Source organism: Kitasatospora azatica KCTC 9699 (genome assembly GCF_000744785.1).
Classification (GTDB): Bacteria; Actinomycetota; Actinomycetes; order Streptomycetales; family Streptomycetaceae; genus Kitasatospora; species Kitasatospora azatica.
Genome location: NZ_JQMO01000003.1, coordinates 3,661,200 through 3,677,151, shown reverse-complemented (window position 1 = coordinate 3,677,151; position 15,952 = coordinate 3,661,200). Strand labels below are relative to the sequence as shown.

General features: G+C 71.9%; 20 protein-coding genes. 6 read left to right on the top strand and 14 right to left on the bottom strand.

Features of this window, described 5'->3' with window-relative positions; all coding sequences use genetic code 11:
* Nucleotides 1-91 precede the first annotated feature (91 nt).
* Complete coding sequence (locus BR98_RS27020; protein WP_035848373.1) at nt 92-769, top strand: response regulator transcription factor; 678 nt, start codon at nt 92-94, stop codon at nt 767-769.
* An 18-nt stretch (nt 770-787) separates the two neighbouring features.
* Complete coding sequence (locus BR98_RS27015; protein ID WP_083977031.1) at nt 788-2,368, top strand: ATP-binding protein; 1,581 nt, start codon at nt 788-790, stop codon at nt 2,366-2,368.
* A 42-nt stretch (nt 2,369-2,410) separates the two neighbouring features.
* Here the strand turns inward: BR98_RS27015 and BR98_RS39690 are convergent, their stop codons facing one another.
* Nucleotides 2,411-2,734, bottom strand: coding sequence for a hypothetical protein (locus BR98_RS39690; RefSeq protein WP_035848370.1), 324 nt, complete (start codon nt 2,732-2,734; stop codon nt 2,411-2,413).
* Between the two features lie 198 nt (nt 2,735-2,932).
* Here BR98_RS39690 and BR98_RS27005 point away from each other — a divergent pair, with 198 nt between their 5' ends.
* Together BR98_RS27005 and BR98_RS27000 are read left to right on the top strand one after the other, a co-directional pair.
* Nucleotides 2,933-3,541, top strand: a complete 609-nt coding sequence (locus BR98_RS27005) for a VanZ family protein (RefSeq protein ID WP_051970253.1) — start codon at nt 2,933-2,935, stop codon at nt 3,539-3,541.
* Nucleotides 3,542-3,647: 106 nt separating this feature from the next.
* Nucleotides 3,648-3,830, top strand: a complete 183-nt coding sequence (locus BR98_RS27000; protein WP_035848368.1) for a PspC domain-containing protein — start codon at nt 3,648-3,650, stop codon at nt 3,828-3,830.
* A 97-nt stretch (nt 3,831-3,927) separates the two neighbouring features.
* Here BR98_RS27000 and BR98_RS26995 read toward each other — a convergent pair whose 3' ends face one another.
* The 3 genes from BR98_RS26995 to BR98_RS26985 form a co-directional block, all read right to left on the bottom strand.
* Nucleotides 3,928-4,335, bottom strand: a complete 408-nt coding sequence (locus BR98_RS26995) for a hypothetical protein (protein WP_035854041.1) — start codon at nt 4,333-4,335, stop codon at nt 3,928-3,930.
* A 185-nt stretch (nt 4,336-4,520) separates the two neighbouring features.
* A complete protein-coding gene (locus tag BR98_RS26990) occupies nt 4,521-5,669 on the bottom strand; it encodes an adenosine deaminase (protein WP_051970251.1) in 1,149 nt (382 codons plus the stop codon).
* A 94-nt stretch (nt 5,670-5,763) separates the two neighbouring features.
* Entirely contained in the window at nt 5,764-6,747 is a 984-nt protein-coding gene (locus BR98_RS26985; protein ID WP_407639541.1) for a LysR family transcriptional regulator, read from the bottom strand.
* Between the two features lie 28 nt (nt 6,748-6,775).
* Between BR98_RS26985 and BR98_RS26980 the strand changes: the two genes are divergently transcribed.
* Complete coding sequence (locus BR98_RS26980; protein WP_035848366.1) at nt 6,776-8,053, top strand: MFS transporter; 1,278 nt, start codon at nt 6,776-6,778, stop codon at nt 8,051-8,053.
* The gene (locus BR98_RS36685) at nt 8,050-8,574 is read left to right on the top strand and encodes a Uma2 family endonuclease (RefSeq protein WP_051970250.1); all 525 of its coding nucleotides are present in this window, start codon (nt 8,050-8,052) and stop codon (nt 8,572-8,574) included. The genes BR98_RS26980 and BR98_RS36685 overlap by 4 nt, the downstream gene beginning before the upstream one ends.
* A 4-nt stretch (nt 8,575-8,578) precedes the next feature.
* Here the strand turns inward: BR98_RS36685 and BR98_RS26970 are convergent, their stop codons facing one another.
* The 10 genes from BR98_RS26970 to BR98_RS26925 form a co-directional block, all read right to left on the bottom strand.
* On the bottom strand, nt 8,579-8,875 hold the full coding sequence (locus tag BR98_RS26970) for a putative quinol monooxygenase (RefSeq protein ID WP_035848364.1): 297 nt from the start codon (nt 8,873-8,875) through the stop codon (nt 8,579-8,581).
* Between the two features lie 79 nt (nt 8,876-8,954).
* Nucleotides 8,955-9,371, bottom strand: a complete 417-nt coding sequence (locus BR98_RS26965; RefSeq protein WP_198042289.1) for a type II toxin-antitoxin system VapC family toxin — start codon at nt 9,369-9,371, stop codon at nt 8,955-8,957.
* Complete coding sequence (locus BR98_RS26960) at nt 9,356-9,634, bottom strand: type II toxin-antitoxin system Phd/YefM family antitoxin (RefSeq protein ID WP_035848361.1); 279 nt, start codon at nt 9,632-9,634, stop codon at nt 9,356-9,358. Before BR98_RS26960 ends, BR98_RS26965 begins: the two co-directional genes overlap by 16 nt.
* Before the next feature lie 73 nt (nt 9,635-9,707).
* On the bottom strand, nt 9,708-10,544 hold the full coding sequence (locus tag BR98_RS26955; protein WP_035848358.1) for a DUF4097 family beta strand repeat-containing protein: 837 nt from the start codon (nt 10,542-10,544) through the stop codon (nt 9,708-9,710).
* A gap of 89 nt (nt 10,545-10,633) precedes the next feature.
* On the bottom strand, nt 10,634-11,152 hold the full coding sequence (locus tag BR98_RS26950) for a hypothetical protein (RefSeq protein ID WP_035848355.1): 519 nt from the start codon (nt 11,150-11,152) through the stop codon (nt 10,634-10,636).
* Between the two features lie 98 nt (nt 11,153-11,250).
* On the bottom strand, nt 11,251-11,589 hold the full coding sequence (locus BR98_RS26945) for a helix-turn-helix domain-containing protein (protein WP_035848352.1): 339 nt from the start codon (nt 11,587-11,589) through the stop codon (nt 11,251-11,253).
* A gap of 156 nt (nt 11,590-11,745) precedes the next feature.
* Complete coding sequence (locus BR98_RS26940; protein ID WP_035848349.1) at nt 11,746-13,023, bottom strand: thymidine phosphorylase; 1,278 nt, start codon at nt 13,021-13,023, stop codon at nt 11,746-11,748.
* A gap of 108 nt (nt 13,024-13,131) precedes the next feature.
* Nucleotides 13,132-13,530 carry a cytidine deaminase gene (locus tag BR98_RS41580; RefSeq protein WP_035848347.1) on the bottom strand — a complete coding sequence of 133 codons (399 nt, stop codon included), beginning with the start codon at nt 13,528-13,530 and terminating at the stop codon, nt 13,132-13,134.
* A complete protein-coding gene (locus BR98_RS41575) occupies nt 13,527-14,801 on the bottom strand; it encodes an ABC transporter permease (RefSeq protein ID WP_035848345.1) in 1,275 nt (424 codons plus the stop codon). Before BR98_RS41575 ends, BR98_RS41580 begins: the two co-directional genes overlap by 4 nt.
* On the bottom strand, nt 14,798-15,952 hold the full coding sequence (locus BR98_RS26925) for an ABC transporter permease (RefSeq protein WP_051970249.1): 1,155 nt from the start codon (nt 15,950-15,952) through the stop codon (nt 14,798-14,800). Before BR98_RS26925 ends, BR98_RS41575 begins: the two co-directional genes overlap by 4 nt.

Sequence of the window (15,952 nt, the reverse complement as noted above, 5' to 3'; positions counted from 1 at the left end):
ACCTTGGTCCCACAGTGGCGCTCGACACCCATGACGTCTCGGGTGCCTCGGACGGTTCCCGGCGGCACACCCGGTGAGCCAGAATGAACAGGTGCCTTTCCTCCTACTGATCGAGGACGACGACGCCATCCGTACCGGCCTCGAACTCGCCCTCACCCGCCAGGGCCACCGCGTGGCCGCCGCTGCCTCGGGCGAGGACGGCCTGCGGCTGTTCAAGGAGCAGCGCCCCGACCTGATCGTGCTGGACGTGATGCTGCCCGGCATCGACGGCTTCGAGGTCTGCCGCCGGATCCGGCGCTCCGACCAGCTGCCGATCATCCTGCTGACCGCGCGCTCGGACGACATCGACGTGGTGGTGGGTCTGGAGTCAGGGGCCGACGACTACGTGGTCAAGCCGGTGCAGCCACGGGTGCTGGACGCCCGGATCCGCGCGGTGCTGCGCCGCGGCGAGCGGGAGAACTCGGACTCCTCGGCCTTCGGCTCGGTGGTGATCGACCGCTCGGCGATGACCGTCACCAAGGACGGCGAGGACCTCCAGCTCACCCCGACCGAGCTGCGGCTGCTGCTGGAGCTCAGCCGCCGGCCCGGTCAGGCGCTCTCCCGCCAGCAGTTGCTGCGGCTGGTCTGGGAGCACGACTACCTGGGCGACTCGCGCCTGGTGGACGCCTGTGTGCAGCGGCTGCGGGCCAAGGTGGAGGACGTCCCGTCGGCACCGACCCTGATTCGCACGGTGCGCGGGGTGGGCTATCGTCTGGACCCGCCCGCCTGACCCGCAGACCCGGACCGAATGGCTGACCGACCTCGTGACAGACCTGACAACGTGACGGCCCCCCAGAACGGCCGCCGGCTCGTCCCCGACCTGTGGCGACGGCTGCGGCTGAGTTCGCTGCGGGTCCGGCTGGCCGCCGTCTTCGCCGTGGTGGCGCTGACCGCCGCCGTCTCCGCCTCCGGCATCGCCTACTGGCTGAACCGGGACGCGGTGCTCAAGCGTGCCCAGAACACCGCGCTGAACGACTTCCGGGTCTCGCTCAGCCGCAGCGTGTCCGCGCTGCCGATGAACGCGAGCTGCCCGGCGCTGGTCCAACTCGCCAATGACGTGGCCGCGTCCGGACTCGGCTACAACGTCGTGGTGGTGGACGAGGGCCACCCCGAGTGCACCGCCTCCTCCGACCCGCGGTTCACCGTGGCCCAGGTGCCGGCCCCGCTGCTGGCCGCCGTGCCGAAGCCGCGCCCGGTGGGCGAGGGCAACCCGTACGCGTACCACCTGTACTGGCAGCGGGTGAACATCGGCGGCGAGCCGTTCGTGGTCGGCGGGACCAAGGTGGTGCCGACCGGACCGACCGCCTACATGTTCAAGTCCCTGGACAACGAGCGGGACGATCTCAACACGCTGGGTTGGTCGTTGGCGGTGGCCACCATGCTGGCGCTGATCGCCGCGACCCTGCTGGCCCAGGCCGCCTCCGCCACCGTGCTCCGTCCGGTTCGCCAACTCGCCGAGGCCGCACGCAGGCTGGGCGAGGGCAAGTTGGACACCCGGCTCGAGGTCAGCGGCGCCGACGAACTCGCCGACCTGGCACGGACCTTCAACCGGACCGCCGAGTCGCTGCACGAGCAGGTCGAGGAGTTGAGCGCCCGGGAGGCGCAGAGCCGGCGGTTCGTCGCCGACATGTCGCACGAGCTGCGCACCCCGCTGACCGCGATGACCGCGGTGACCGACATCCTGGAGGACGAGGCCGAGTCGCTGGACCCGATGATCGAACCGGCCGTGCGGCTGGTGGTCAGCGAGACCCGCCGGCTCTCCGACCTGGTGGAGAACCTGATGGAGGTGACCAGGTTCGACGCGGGCACCGCCAAGCTGGTCGCCGACGAGATGGACATCGCCGACCTGATCATGTCCTGCATCGACGGCCGGGCCTGGTACGACGCCGTCGAGCTGGACGCCCCGCGCGGGGTGCTGGCCGTGGTCGACCCGCGCCGACTCGACGTGGTCTTCGCCAACCTGATCGGCAACGCGCTCAAGCACGGCGGCTCGCCGGTCCGGGTGACGGTGCGTCAGGGAATCGGCCCGACCGGTGCCGGCGAGGTGGTGGTGGCGGTCTCGGACAGCGGTCCCGGCATCCCGGAGGATGTGCTGCCGCACGTCTTCGACCGCTTCTACAAGGCGGACAAGGGCCGGGCCCGCTCGGAGGGCAGCGGCCTCGGCCTGTCCATCGCGATGGCCAACGCGCAGATCCACGGCGGCACCATCACCGCCGCCAACGGGCCGGGCGGTGGCGCCGTCTTCACGCTGCGGCTGCCGCTGCGGCCACCGGCACCGGCTGCCGGCCGACCGACGCAGGAACCGAGCGGAGGTCGCAACGGTGCTTAAGCCCCTTCGAAGGACACCGAGCAGTGCTGCCGGTCCGAGCCGTCAGGTCGGGCGCTGGGCGCTGGCGCTGGTCGGCGCCGCCGTGACGGCCGCGCTGGCGACCGGCTGCGGGATCCGGCCGACCGCCGTGCCGGTGGACGCCGGCGCGCCCGCCAGCCGGACCGCCTGCCCGAGCCCGGTCCACCCGCCCGCCGTGGCCTCCAGCCAGGCCATCGGCGCGCTGAAGGGCTCGGCCCGCCCGACCCCCGAGGTCTCCCCGGCGCCCTCGCTCTCGCCGCCGAGCGGCAGCCTGTTCAGCGCGCAGCCCTCGCCGACGCCGAGCCCGAGCGGCAGCCTGCGCTGCGAGTAGCCCCGCCGAGCCGTCACCGTGAGCCGCCGCCGTGAGCAACTCAGCCGCGCGGCGAGCAGCTCGGCCGGGCAGCCACCGTGCAGGCCCGCTGAGCAGCCACTGTGAGTGACCCCACGGGTGAATCCTCGCGATCATCGGGAACCGCCCCGGCGTGACACCGCGTCCTTCGGGGCGTGCAGCGTGATGGCACCGGCGTGCGGGAAGCGCGCGACAGGGTGCGGATCGAAGATCGACGGCGGGCCCCGGCGGCCACGCCGCCCGGCGGCGCCCCGCCACTTCCGGACGTCCCCGGCGCCGACGCGCTGCCCGCGCCGCTGCGCTCGGCCGGACTGATCCTGCTCGCGCTCTACTTCTGCCTGCTCGGCTGGCTGGCCCTGCGCCAGGTCCCGACCGCCTGGGCGTACGACACCAACCTGACCCCGTTCGCCTCGGTGCACCGGATCCTCGCCACCGGCGGACTGCGCCAACTGCTGGCCGCGCCGGCGCTGACGGCGCCGCTGGGCGTGCTGCTCCCGGTGGCCGGCGGACGGCTGCGGACCGCCTGGTTCCCGTCCTTCCTGCACGCCGTCGGCAGCAGCGCGATGATCGCGACCGCCTTCGAGGTGCTGCGCACCGGCCTGGCCGGCCAGGTACTGAACGTGGACGACATCCTGCTCGGGGTGATCGGCGCGGGCCTGGCCCACCTGCTGCTGGTCCCCGCCGGGCGGGCCGCGCTGCGGGCCCGGCAGGTCCTCAGGGCCACCCCTGAGCCGAACCCCGAGATCCGGATCGCCCGGCCCGGTGAGACGCCGGGGTCGCGGATCGGCATCCGGGCTGACGCCTGAGCGGACGGCCGGGCGGAGGATGGAGTCATCCGCTCAGGACATCGGGACACACCGGGAAGCATCGGAAAGCACCGGGAAGCCCCCCCACCACCGCTCGGAGGACCCCATGCGTACGCTCGCCCGCCCCCGTCACAACCGCGTCATCGCCGGTGTCTGCGCCGGGATCGCCGAGCGCTTCGGCCTCACTCCGTGGACGGTCCGGCTGATCTTCCTGGCCTCCTGCCTGCTGCCCGGCCCGCAGTTCCTGATCTACCTGGCGCTCTGGCTGCTGCTCCCGCAGGAACCGTGAAGCCGCCGCTGCGAGCACGACAGAGCGCGGGCCCCGGTCTCCCGGGGACCCGCGCTCTCGTCGGTTCAGTGCTGGTGAACCCCAGCGCTGCGAACCGTCAGCCCGGCAGGCCCGGCAGGCCACCCAGCGGGCTCACGCCGCCCAGCGCGCCACCCAGCGGGCCACCGGCCTGCTTGGTCACGTTGGACACCGCGCCGACCGGCAGGCCGCGGGTGGCGCCACCCGGCTGAGCCACCGGGGCGGCGTCGGCCGGGGCGGCGGGCGCCTCGGCGGCCGGGGCCTGCGAACCGGCGCCCGGGTTGAGCAGACCGGTGGTCTGCGAGACCGGACCGCCGACCGCCGGGGTCTTGCTCAGGCTCCCGGTCAGGCCACCGGTGTCGGGCAGTGCGCCGGTGGGGAGAGCGCTGAGACCGCCGGTGGCGGCCGAGGCGGTACCCGCGGCGACCGCCGCGATGGCAACGCCGAGCACGGCGGTACCTGCAGCCTTGAGAGTGGCCTGCTTCATGAGTGCGTCCTCGTCCTCGTCGGGCCGGCGCACTGGCTCACCCCCGAGCTGTCCGGGGGGTACGCCGCTGCACCGTGTAAGCAGTGACTGGCACACCGTAGACACTGCGTCGCACGCGGATCAAAGACAGCTAACCCATACGGATTAACAGTAATACCGTATGTGCGCAGTCTTCTGATGAAGCGTCAGACCGTCGAACCGAACAGCCAGTCGGACTTGAGCTCGGCGTAGCCCGGCTTGATCACGTCGTTGATCATGGCCAGCCGCTCGTCGAACGGCAGGAACGCCGACTTCATCGCGTTGATGGTGAACCACTGCATGTCGTCCAGGCCGTAGCCGAAGGCCTCGATCAGGTGCGCGAACTCCTGGCTCATGCTGGTGCCGCTCATCAGTCGGTTGTCGGTGTTCACGGTGACCCGGAACTTCAGCCGGCTGAGCAGCCCGATCGGGTGCTCGGCGTAGGAGCTGGCGGCCGCCGTCTGCAGGTTGGAGGTCGGGCACATCTCCAGCGGGACCCGCTTGTCGCGCACGTACGCGGCCAGCCGGCCGAGCTCGACCGTGCCGTCCTCGTTCACCGTGATGTCGTCGATGATCCGCACGCCGTGGCCGAGCCGGTCGGCGCCGCAGCACTGCAGCGCCTCCCAGATGGACGGCAGGCCGAAGGCCTCGCCCGCGTGGATGGTGAAGTGGTTGTTCTCGCCCTTGAGGTAGTCGAACGCGCCCTGGTGCCGGGTCGGCGGGTGGCCGGCCTCGGCGCCGGCGATGTCGAAGCCGACCACACCGGCGTCGCGGAAACGGTTCGCCAGCTCGGCGATCTCCTGCGAGCGGGCGGCGTGGCGCATCGCGGTGAGCAGCGTGCCGACCTTGATCCGGTCGCCGTTGGCGCGGGCGTTGGCCTCGCCGATCCGGAAGCCCTCGTTGACCGCCTCGACCACCTCGTCCAGGGTCAGCCCGGCCTCCAGGTGCTGCTCGGGGGCGTAGCGCACCTCGGCGTAGACCACGCCGTCGGCGGCCAGGTCCTCGGCGCAGTCGGCGGCGACCTTGATCAGCGCCTCGCGGGTCTGCATCACGGCGCAGGTGTGCGCGAAGGTCTCCAGGTAGCGGACCAGCGAGCCGGAGTCGGCCGCCTCGCGGAACCAGACGCCCAGCTTGGCCGGGTCGGTGGTGGGGAGCCCCTGGTAGCCGCAGGCGGCGGCCAGCTCGACGATGGTCTCGGGGCGCAGGCCGCCGTCCAGGTGGTCGTGCAGCAGCACCTTGGGCGCGCGGCGGACCTGGTCGGCGGTGGGGATACGCGGGGCCGTGGTGCCCGCGGGGACAGGGATCTGCTTCTCCATTGCGGGAGTGTAAGGCCTACGCGCGTAGATTCCTAACACCATCGCCGTGCGCTGCCGATCCGAGCCGCTGGCCCGAGCCGCTGATCCGAGCTGCCTACCCGTGGTCGAGCAGCCGCCCCCGACGGGACAGCACGAAGTCCCGGAACGCCTCGGCCGGCGGCGTCAGCGGCCGCCCGGTCACCCAGGCGAGCCCGATCGCCCGCCGGGTGCGCGGCGCCGTCACCGCCAGGTCCACCACGCCCGGACGCGGCACCAGCCCCGGCGGCAGCAGCGCCACCCCCAGCCCGGCGGCCACCAGCCCGCGCAGCGTCTCGGCCTCCTCGCCCTCGAACGCGATCCGCGGCGTGAACCCGGCCTGCGCGCAGAAGTCGTCGGTGATCGCCCGCAGCCCGTACCCCGGCTCGACCGCGACGAACGGCTCCCGGGCCACCTCGGCCAGCCGGATCCGGCGCCGCCCGGCCAGCCGGTGGTCGGCGGGGACCGCGAGGTGCAGCACCTGCTCGTCCAGCGGACGGGCGGTCAGCTCCGGGTCGTCCGGGATCGGCGAGACCAGGCAGAGGTCCAGCTCACCCGCCCGCAGCCGGTCCAGCATCGCCGCCACGTAGTCCTGCACCAGCTGGAACCGCACCCCCGGATGGTCGGTGCGAAACCCCCGCAGCAGCGCGGGCACCGCGTCCGTCCCCATGGTGTGGAGAAACCCGAACGCCACCCGCCCGGTCGCCGGGTCCGCCTCCTCGCGCGCCGCCTGCGCCCCACGGGCCAGCTCGGCGAGGGCGCGCTCCACCGGGCCGAGCAGCAGCCGACCGGCCCGGGTCAGCCGCACCGTGCGGCCCTGGCGGGCCAGCAGCGCCACTCCCAGCTCGGCCTCCAGTCGGGCGATCGCCCGGGACAGCGTGGGCTGCGGCATACCGAGCAACTGCGCTGCCTGGGTGATGTGTTCGAGCCGGGCGACGGCCGCGAACTGGGCCAGCCGCGGGGCGAGCAGGACCGCCGGCGCCGCGGCGTCGAGGTCGGCGGGCGTCTTCGGCTCCTCATTCTGCACGGTATGGATTATCGCTGATTGATGCATTGGACGCATGGAACGGGCCAGGTCTACCGTCGGTGACATGCCTCCCGCCGATACCGAGGCATCCGCCGCCGTCGCGGCGGATGCCGTTCCCGAAGACCTCCGACTGCGACCGGGGCAGCGCGACTTCCGGCGTTCGAACCTCGCGCTGTTCGCCGCCGGCATCGCCACCTTCGTGCTGCTGTACTCCACCCAGGGTCTGCTGCCGCTGCTCTCCAGCGACCTCGATCTGACGCCCGGCCAGGCGAGTTGGACCGCCTCGGCGGCCACCCTCGGCCTCGCCCTGGCGCTGCTGCCGGCCAGTGCGCTCTCCGACCGGTACGGGCGCACCGCGGTGATGACCTGGTCGGTGCTGGCCGCCTCGGTGATCGCCCTGGCCCTTCCGTTCGCCCCCGGCCTCGGCACCCTGGTCCTGCTGCGCGCCCTGCAGGGCGCGGCGCTGGCCGGCCTGCCCGCCACCGCGATGGCCTACCTCGCCGAGGAGGTGCACCCCAGCGCACTGGCCTCCGCGATGGGGCTCTACGTCGCGGGCAACAGCATCGGCGGGATGGGCGGCCGACTGGTCGCCGGCTGGGCCGGCGCCGCCTGGGGCTGGCACTGGGGCCTGGCCACCTCCGCCCTGCTCGCGCTGCTCTCGGTCGCCGCCTTCCGCCTGCTGATCCCGACGGCGCGCCACTTCCGCCGCACGCCGGTGGACGCCCGGGCGCTCGCCACCACGGTCGGCGCCCACCTGCGCAACCCACTGCTGCTGCGCCTCTACGCGCTGGGCCTGCTCTTCATGGCCGTCTTCGGCGCGGTCTACAACACGGTCGGCTTCCGGCTGATCGCCGCCCCGTTCCACCTGCCGCAGTCGGTGGCCGCCTCGATCTTCGTGGTCTACCTGGTCGGCACCGCCTCCTCCGCGAGCGCCGGCCGCCTCACCGCCCGCCTCGGCCGCCGCGGCGCCCTCTACCTGGCGATCACCCTCACCAGCGCCGGCCTGCTGATCTCCCTCGCCGACTCGCTGCCCTGCGCCCTGCTCGGCCTGGTCCTGATCACCGCCGGCTTCTTCGCCGGCCACGCCACCGCCTCCTCCGCCGTCGGCCGCACCGCCCAGCACGGCCGCGCCCAGGCCTCCGCCCTCTACCTGATCGCCTACTACCTCGGCAACAGCCTCGGTGGCACCGTCGGCGCCGACGCCTACCACGCCGTGGGCTGGCCGGGCTCGGCCGCGGTCGGCCTCGCGGCCATGACGCTGGCGGCGGGCGTGACGCTGTACGCAACCCGCCAGGCGCTCGCGGCCCGGCGCGGCCGGCGCATGAGTACGCTGCCCGCATGAGCACCGACGCAGCGGCCTTCGCCACGCTCCGTCAGATCGCCGATCTGGTCTCGGCGTACGGGGAAGTCGAAATCACCGACCGCCAGGTCTCGTTGGCCCTGCCGCCGACTGCCGAGCAGCACGAGGTGGCCCGCCGCCTCGGCTCCCGGTTGAGCGCCCAGCTGCCCCGTCTCCACCCGGAGCTCGCCGTCCGTCCCAGCCCTGTGGTCGAGGACCCGGGGCCGGGACGGCGGTACCGCCCGGACCTCGTGGTGGGCGAGGCCCCGGGCCCGATGCTGCTTGTGGTCGAGGTGGTCTCGGCCGCCGGGCCGGCCCGTGACTGCGATGCCAAAGTTCGTGACTACGCTGCCATGGGCTTCCTGAACTACCTCCTGGTGGACCCCCGCGAGGGCACCGGCATCGTGTACTCCCAACCGGGCTACTCCTCGCGCGAGAAGTTCGCCTTCGGCGACACCATCACCGTCGGCCCGTGGACACTCGACACCAGCGGTCTGCCGAGCTACGGCCCCGACCCCGCCTGACGGCTCACTCGATCTCGCTCAGGATCTTCAACACCGGCGGCTCGGCGAGCAGTTCGACCGTGAGCGCCAGGGACTCGGCGAGGTGCGGGCTGTTCAGGTGGGTGTCCAGCGCCGCCCGGTCCGCCCACTCCTCGACCACCACCCAGGAGGCGGGGTCGTTCGGGTCCACGAAGTTGGTGTACGACAGGCAGCCTGCCTCGGCTCGGCTGACCTTCTCGGTGGCGGCCGCCTGGGCCCGGAACTGGTCCTCCGCACCGGGCTTGACCTTCAGTGTGACGACGACACTCACGCGCTCGGACATGGTCCCCCACTCTCCTCGGGCCCCGGCCCCTCCGCGGCCCCACCGAATGAGGAACCCGGTGGGCGCGCCCGCGATTCCCTCAGACCGGAATGACCTGGACGCCCTGCTCCAACCCGCGGAAGTCGGCGACGTTGCGCGTGTACAGCGGAAGTCCCTGGGCGGCGGCCGTGGCGGCGATCATCAGGTCGATCCGGCGCGGGCGCGGATTGCGGTTCGCCTTCACCGTGAGGGCCACCAGGGTGCCGTAGCGGCGGGCGGCCTCGCGGTCGAACGGGATGGCCGCGAACTCCGCCTCGACGTCGGCCAGGAGCTGAGCCCGCGTCATCATCTCGACCGGGTCCCTGGTCATCGCGACGCCCTGGGCCAGTTCCGCCAGCACGATCGCGGGCACGGCCGCCTCCACCGGCAGCCGGCCGGGGTCGATCCTCGGCAGGTCGATGACGACGCAGGTGTCCAGCAGGCCGCGCTGCCGGCGGTTGGTCACTTCCGCTCCCACGGATTGTCCTCGCCACCGACGCGGTCCTCGCCACCGAAGAACTCGTCGCCCTCGGCGCGCAGCCGAGCAGCATCGACGACCGGCGCATGGCGCCACTTCCGCTGGAGCTCCTCCACCGGCACGAACCGCCGCCGGGCGCTGAGCGGACGCACCTCGGCGATCTCGGTGCCGTTGCGCGTGATCAGGTACGTCTCGCCCGCCTCGACATCATCGAGCACGGCCTTGGAGCGTGCGGCGAGTTCGCGCTGGGTGATGGTCTTCATGCCATCCAGCGTAGCGCGCTGCAATACACCGCGCTACGCCTGCGCCACAAGCCGTCTCGGGCGGGGTCACTGCTCAGGCCCGGCTGATCACGATGTCGCCGAGGCCGGTACGGGCCCGCAGCTCGACGGTCCGCTCGGCGGTGTCGGGGCCCTCGGTCGGGCCGAGCGAGTTGCGCACGGTGCCCAGCCGGGTGTTGACGTCCAGCCAGGCGGCGGTGGACTCGCGGATGCCGACCTCGACGTCCCCCATCGCGGTGTTCAGCTGCACCACGCCGCGCACCACCTCGCCGATCCGGATCGCGCCGTTGGCGGTCTTCACCTCGACGCCGGCCTGCGCGCTGCCGATCGAGATCCGGCCGTTGGAGGCCTTCGCCACCAGGTCGCCGGTGACCTCACGGATCGAGGTCTCGCCGTTGCTGTTCTTGACCGTGGCCGTGCCCAGCAGCCGACCGAGCTCGACCCGGCCGCCGCCGGACACCTCGACGTCGCCGGTGGCGAGGCCGAGGGAGACGTCGCCGTGCGCGGTCCGCAGATTGGCCGCGGCCGCCTCGGCGACCTGCAGGTCGCCCGCCGAGGTCTTCAGCCGGCAGTCGCCGAGCGGGCCCTCGCAGCTGAAGTCGCCCAGCGCCACGGTGCCCTGGACCTCGGAGCCGGCCGGCAGCTCGATGCTGACGTCGACCGAGCCGACCTTGCCGAAGAGCGACCGCTTCTTGGGGCCCTTGACCAGCAGCTTGCCGGCGGAGTAGCTGACCTTGGTCTGCTGCGCGCACCAGACGTCCCGCTCGTCGGCGCCGTCGGCCGGCAGCACCTCGACCACGGCGTCGGTGCGCTTGCTCGCGGTGATCCGGACCGAGGCGATGTCGATCTCCACGGTCGCGGAGATCGGTCCGGTGGTGTCGAAAGAAGGCATGGCTGTCCCGTCCTCTTGGCTCGTCGTGTGTTCCCGCAGGTCGGCGGGGTGAGGTGAAAGGTGGTGCCAGGTACTCGGCCGGACAGGTCCTAACGGACCCAGCCGGTGAAGGTCTGGCCGCCGCGGTGCCGGGTGGTCCCGACGGGGCCGCGGTCGGCCGGCTCGAGTGCGGTGGCGGCGGCGCGCACCAGCCAGGCGTTGACCGACAGGCCCTCCCGACTCGCGGCGTCCTCGACCCGGGACTTGAGGTGGGCGGGGAGGCGGAAGTTGATCCGGGCGGTCCCGGCCTCGTCGGCCTCGGGGACCACCACCGGCGATGGTGCCACTGTGGCGCCGGCTGGCACAGTCTCGTACCCGTCCTGCGCCACCGACGGCGTCACCACGAACTCCGGGTCGAGCCCGCGCAGCCGCACATCCACCGACCCCGGCGCCAACTCCCGGGTGACCTCTCCCATCGCCGCCGACAGCGCACTCAGCAAGGTCAGCCGAGTCGCCGACTCCAACGGCGCGGTCAGCCGCTCAGCCAGTTCACGGGCTTCATCCCCACCCGCCGCCGCGGCGACCGCGAGCTCGTGGCGGAGGTTGTCGACATAGGGAGTGAGGTCCATGGCTCAAGCATGGCACCACAATGGCGCCATGTCTAGTGAATGTGGCGCCTACGGGAAGGAAGATGGCGCCACCAGTCGCCGCCGTGGCAGCGCCGGCCTCAGGCAGCCGGCGAGTGGAACCGCACCTCGGCCTCGGCACCCGCGGCGACGTGGATGTCCAGCTCGGCCTCCAGGGCCGCCGCCAGACGCTGGAGCAGCGGCAAGGTCGGCACGGTGTCACCGCCTTCGATCTGCTCAATCTGAGCCAGCGTCAGACCGGCTCGCCGAGCGACCTCCCCCTTGGACAGTCCCAGCTCGGTGCGCCGGTCGTAGTGCGCCTGCCCGAACACCAGGGCATAGCGGATCTCCAGGCGCAGGGCAGCGACGGCAGAATCCTCCGAAACCTGCTCACCGAGCAGCGCACGAGTCCGCGCGGTCTTCCACCGAGAGTGGTTCATCACATCTCTCCTCAGCAAGAAGATCGACGCGGGCCTCGACCCTGAGATACAGATGCGCCGGCAGCTTCTCAAGCCACCGGCGCACCTCAGGCTCCACCTCGATCGTGAAGCGCTCGCCACTCACATGGCTCAGTGTAGCCATATGAATCCACTGTGTTAGCTGATCCGGTCCAGGATCAGCGGGGTCCGGGTGTACTCCGTCCCCGCCGGGGAGACCTCGATGCCGCCTTCCAGGGCCGCGATCGCGTAGTCGTACTTCTCCGGGGTGTCGGTGTGCAGGGTGAGCAGGGGCTGGCCGGCGGTCACGGTGTCGCCGGGCTTGGCGTGCATCTCGACGCCGGCCCCGGCCTGCACCGGGTCCTCCTTGCGGGCGCGGCCGGCGCCGAGGCGCCAGGCGCAGACGCCCACCGCGTAGGCGTCCAGGGCGGTGAGCACGCCGCTGGCGGGGGCGGGGATGACGTGCTGCTCGCGGGCGACCGGGAGCGGGGCGTCGACGTCGCCGCCCTGGGCGCTGATCAGGCGGCGCCAGTGGTCCATCGCGGAGCCGTCGCGCAGCGCGTCCGCCGGGTCCTTGCCGGAGACGCCGGCCGCCGCGAGCATCTCGCGGGCCAGGGCGATGGTCAGCTCGACCACGTCCGCGGGGCCGCCGCCGGCCAGCACCTCGACCGACTCGCGCACCTCGAGCGCGTTGCCCGCGGTGAGGCCGAGCGGGGTCGACATGTCGGTCAGCAGCGCGACCGTGTTGACGCCGGCGCCGCGGCCCAACCCGACCATGGTGCGGGCGAGTTCCTGCGCGTCGGCGAGGTTCTTCATGAAGGCGCCGGAGCCGACCTTGACGTCCAGCACCAGGGCGCCGGTGCCCTCGGCGATCTTCTTGGACATGATCGAGGAGGCGATCAGCGGAATCGCCTCGACCGTGCCGGTGACGTCGCGCAGTGCGTAGAGCTTCTTGTCGGCGGGAGCCAGGCCGTCGCCGGCCGCGCAGATCACCGCACCGGAGGAGCGCAGCACGCTCATCATCTCGTCGTTGGAGAGCAGCGCCCGCCAGCCGGGGATCGACTCCAGCTTGTCCAGCGTCCCGCCGGTGTGGCCGAGGCCGCGGCCGGAGAGCTGCGGGACGGCGGCGCCGCAGGCGGCGACCAGGGGGGCCAGCGGGAGGGTGATCTTGTCGCCGACGCCACCGGTGGAATGCTTGTCGGAGGTGGGCATGCCCAGCGCCGAGAAGTCCATCCGGACGCCCGAGCGGATCATCGCCTCGGTCCAGCGGCCGATCTCCCGCAGGTTCATCCCGTTCAGCAGGATGGCCATGGCCAGTGCCGACATCTGCTCGTCGGCCACCTCGCCCCGGGTGTAGGCGTCGATCACCCAGTCGATCTGATCATCGGTGAGCTCGCGGCGGTCACGCTTGGCGGTGATGACGGAGATGACGTCCATACGGTTCTCCAACGGGGACGAAAGTGGCGCGGGGGCGGCCACTGCTCGGCCGCCCCCGCGCCACTCTACGCGCGTCAACACGCACGCCGCTACTACCGACTGTCCCGATTACAACCGTTCCGGACCGAATGCGTCCGGCAGCACCTCGGTCATCGGCTTGATCCCCGAGGGCAGCTCCACCAGCAGCTCGGGACCGCCGTGCTCGTAGAGCAGCTGCCGACACCGACCGCACGGCATCAGCGGCTGCCCGGCCCCGTCCACGCAGGTGAACGCGACCAGCCGACCGCCGCCGCCGGCGTGCAGCGCCGAGACCAGGCCGCACTCGGCACACAGCGCGAGCCCGTACGAGGCGTTCTCCACGTTGCAGCCGGTGACCACCCGCCCGTCGTCCACCAGCGCCGCCGCGCCGACCGGGAACTTGCTGTACGGGGCGTAGGCCCGCGCCATCGCGTCCCGAGCCGCCGCCCGCAGCGCCTCCCAGTCGAATGCCTGCTGAGGATCGGTCACTTGCCCTGGCCCTTGCGGTAGATCTGGCCGTCGGCCTTCGGCGGCCGCAGCCGCTGGGTGGCCAGCGCCAGCACCACCAGCGTGATGATGTACGGGGTGGCCTGGATCAGCGGCACCTGCACGTGGTCGGTCATCGCGAACCAGGCCGCCAGGCCACCGGCCACCACCAGGCTGATCGCGGCCGGCACCAGCTTGCGCCGGTAGAGCTGCCAGAGCGCGAGCAGCGCCAGCGCGATCGCCACGATCAGCAGCAGGTCGTGCACGGCCGCCTGGTCGCGCAGCTGCAGGCTGTCGGTGAAGCCGAAGAGCCCGGCACCCATCGCCAGACCGCCCGGCAGCCAGTTGCCGAAGATCATCGCGGCCAGACCGATGAAGCCGCGGCCGCCGGTCTGCCCGTCCTTGTAGAAGTGCGACAGCACCAGCGAGAGGTAGGCACCCGCCAGGCCGGCGAAGGCACCGGAGGCGATCACCGCGATGTACTTGTACTTGTAGACGTTCACGCCCAGCGACTCGGCGGCGGTCGGGTTCTCACCGCAGGAGCGCAGTCGCAGGCCGAAGCTGGTGCGCCAGAGCACGAAGTAGCTGATGATCAACAGCGCCACCGCGAAGATGGTGACCACCGAGAGGTTGGTGATCAGACCGGCCAGGATGCCGGCGACCTCGGAGACCAGGAACCAGTGGTGGCTCTCGATGTGCTCCAGCCACGGGGACAGCCCTGGAACGGTCAGCTGCGGCAGCGAGGCGGCCGGCGGGGACTGGTTGGCGCCCGCGCCGAAGGCCACGTAGTCCTTGTAGTAGATCTTGTTGACGTACGCGCAGATGCCCGGGATCAGGATGTTGATGCCCACACCGGAGACGATGTGGTCGACCCCGAAGGTCACCGTGATCACCGCGTGCAGCAGGCCGCCGATCGCGCCGCCGGCCATCCCGGCCAGCACCCCGACCCACGGGTTGACCAGGTAACCGGCCCAGGCGCCGGCGAAGGTGCCGGCCACCATCATGCCTTCGAGGCCGATGTTGACCACGCCCGCGCGCTCCGACCACAGACCGCCGAGACCGGCCATGCCGATCGGCACGGCGGCGCTGAGCGCGGCCTCCACCTGACCGGAGGAGGTCAGGCCGTGGTGGCCGGTGACGGCGGCGACGGCCGAGAAGAGCACCAGCGCGCCGGCGATCAGCAGCAGCACGACGGGCCAGGAGAGCTTGCGGCTCGCCTTTCCGGGAATCTTGCCGGCCGGCTTGGGACGAGATGTTGCAGTCGCGGTACTCACGCGGCGACCTCCTTCTTGGCGGCCGCGGCGGCCTGAGCGGCGAGCTGGGCGCCGACCTTCTGCTGCTGGCGCTTGAGGCCGTAACGGCGCACCAGCTCGTAGGCGACGACCACGCAGATGACGATGGTGCCCTGCATGACGGCGACGATCTCCTGCGGGAAGTCGCCCTTCAGCGGCAGCTGCTGGCCGGTCACGTCCAGGAAGGACCAGAGCAGCGCGGCGAGGGCGATCCCGATCGGGGTGTTGCGGCCCAGCAGCGCGATGGCGATGCCGGTGAAGCCCAGGCCCGGCTGGAAGTTCTGGCCGTAGTAGTGCGCGGACTGCAGCAGGTCGGGCATGCCGATCAGACCGGCCAGCCCACCGGAGACCACCATGGTGGTGAGCACCATCCGCTTGACGTTGACCCCGCTGGCCGCGGCCGCTTCCTCGCTGCGGCCGGTGGCGCGCAGGTTGAAGCCGAACCGGGTGCGGTTCAGGGTCAGCTGGAAGAGCACCCCGAGCAGCACGGCGATGATCACGAAGCCGTAGATCTGGCCGCCCTGCGAGTTGAAGAAGAAGAAGTCGCTCGACGCGGCCATCGGCTTGGTCTGGATGCTGTTGGAGGTGGTGCCCTTCTCGGGCGCGAAGACTCCGGGCACCAGCAGCAGCGCGATCACCGCGCTGGCGATGTAGTTCAGCATGATCGTCGAGACGACCTCGCTGACCCCGCGGGCGGTCTTCAGCACGCCGGCGACGGCCGCCCACAGACCGCCGACCAGCATGGCGACGATCAGCAGCAGCGGGATCTCCAGGAAGGACGGCAGGTCGACCTGCGCCCCGATGAACGCCACGAAGAGCGCGGCGAGTCGGTACTGCCCGTCGGCGCCGATGTTGAACTGGTTCATCCGGAAGCCGAAGGCCACCGCGATACCGGCGATGTAGTACGTGGTCGCCTTGTTGATCACCATCACCTGGGCGTCCGAGGCGGAGCCGTAGGTGCCCAGGATGTTGAACGCCTGGAACGGGTCACGTCCGGAGACGGCCAGCACGATCGAGCTGATCGCCACCGAGATGATCACGGCCAGCACGGGTGCCGCCAGGCCGAGGATCACCTTCTCCCGGTCGATCCGCTGCAGCCAGCCGCGCTTGGCGGGTTCGGTCGAAGTGGTCAT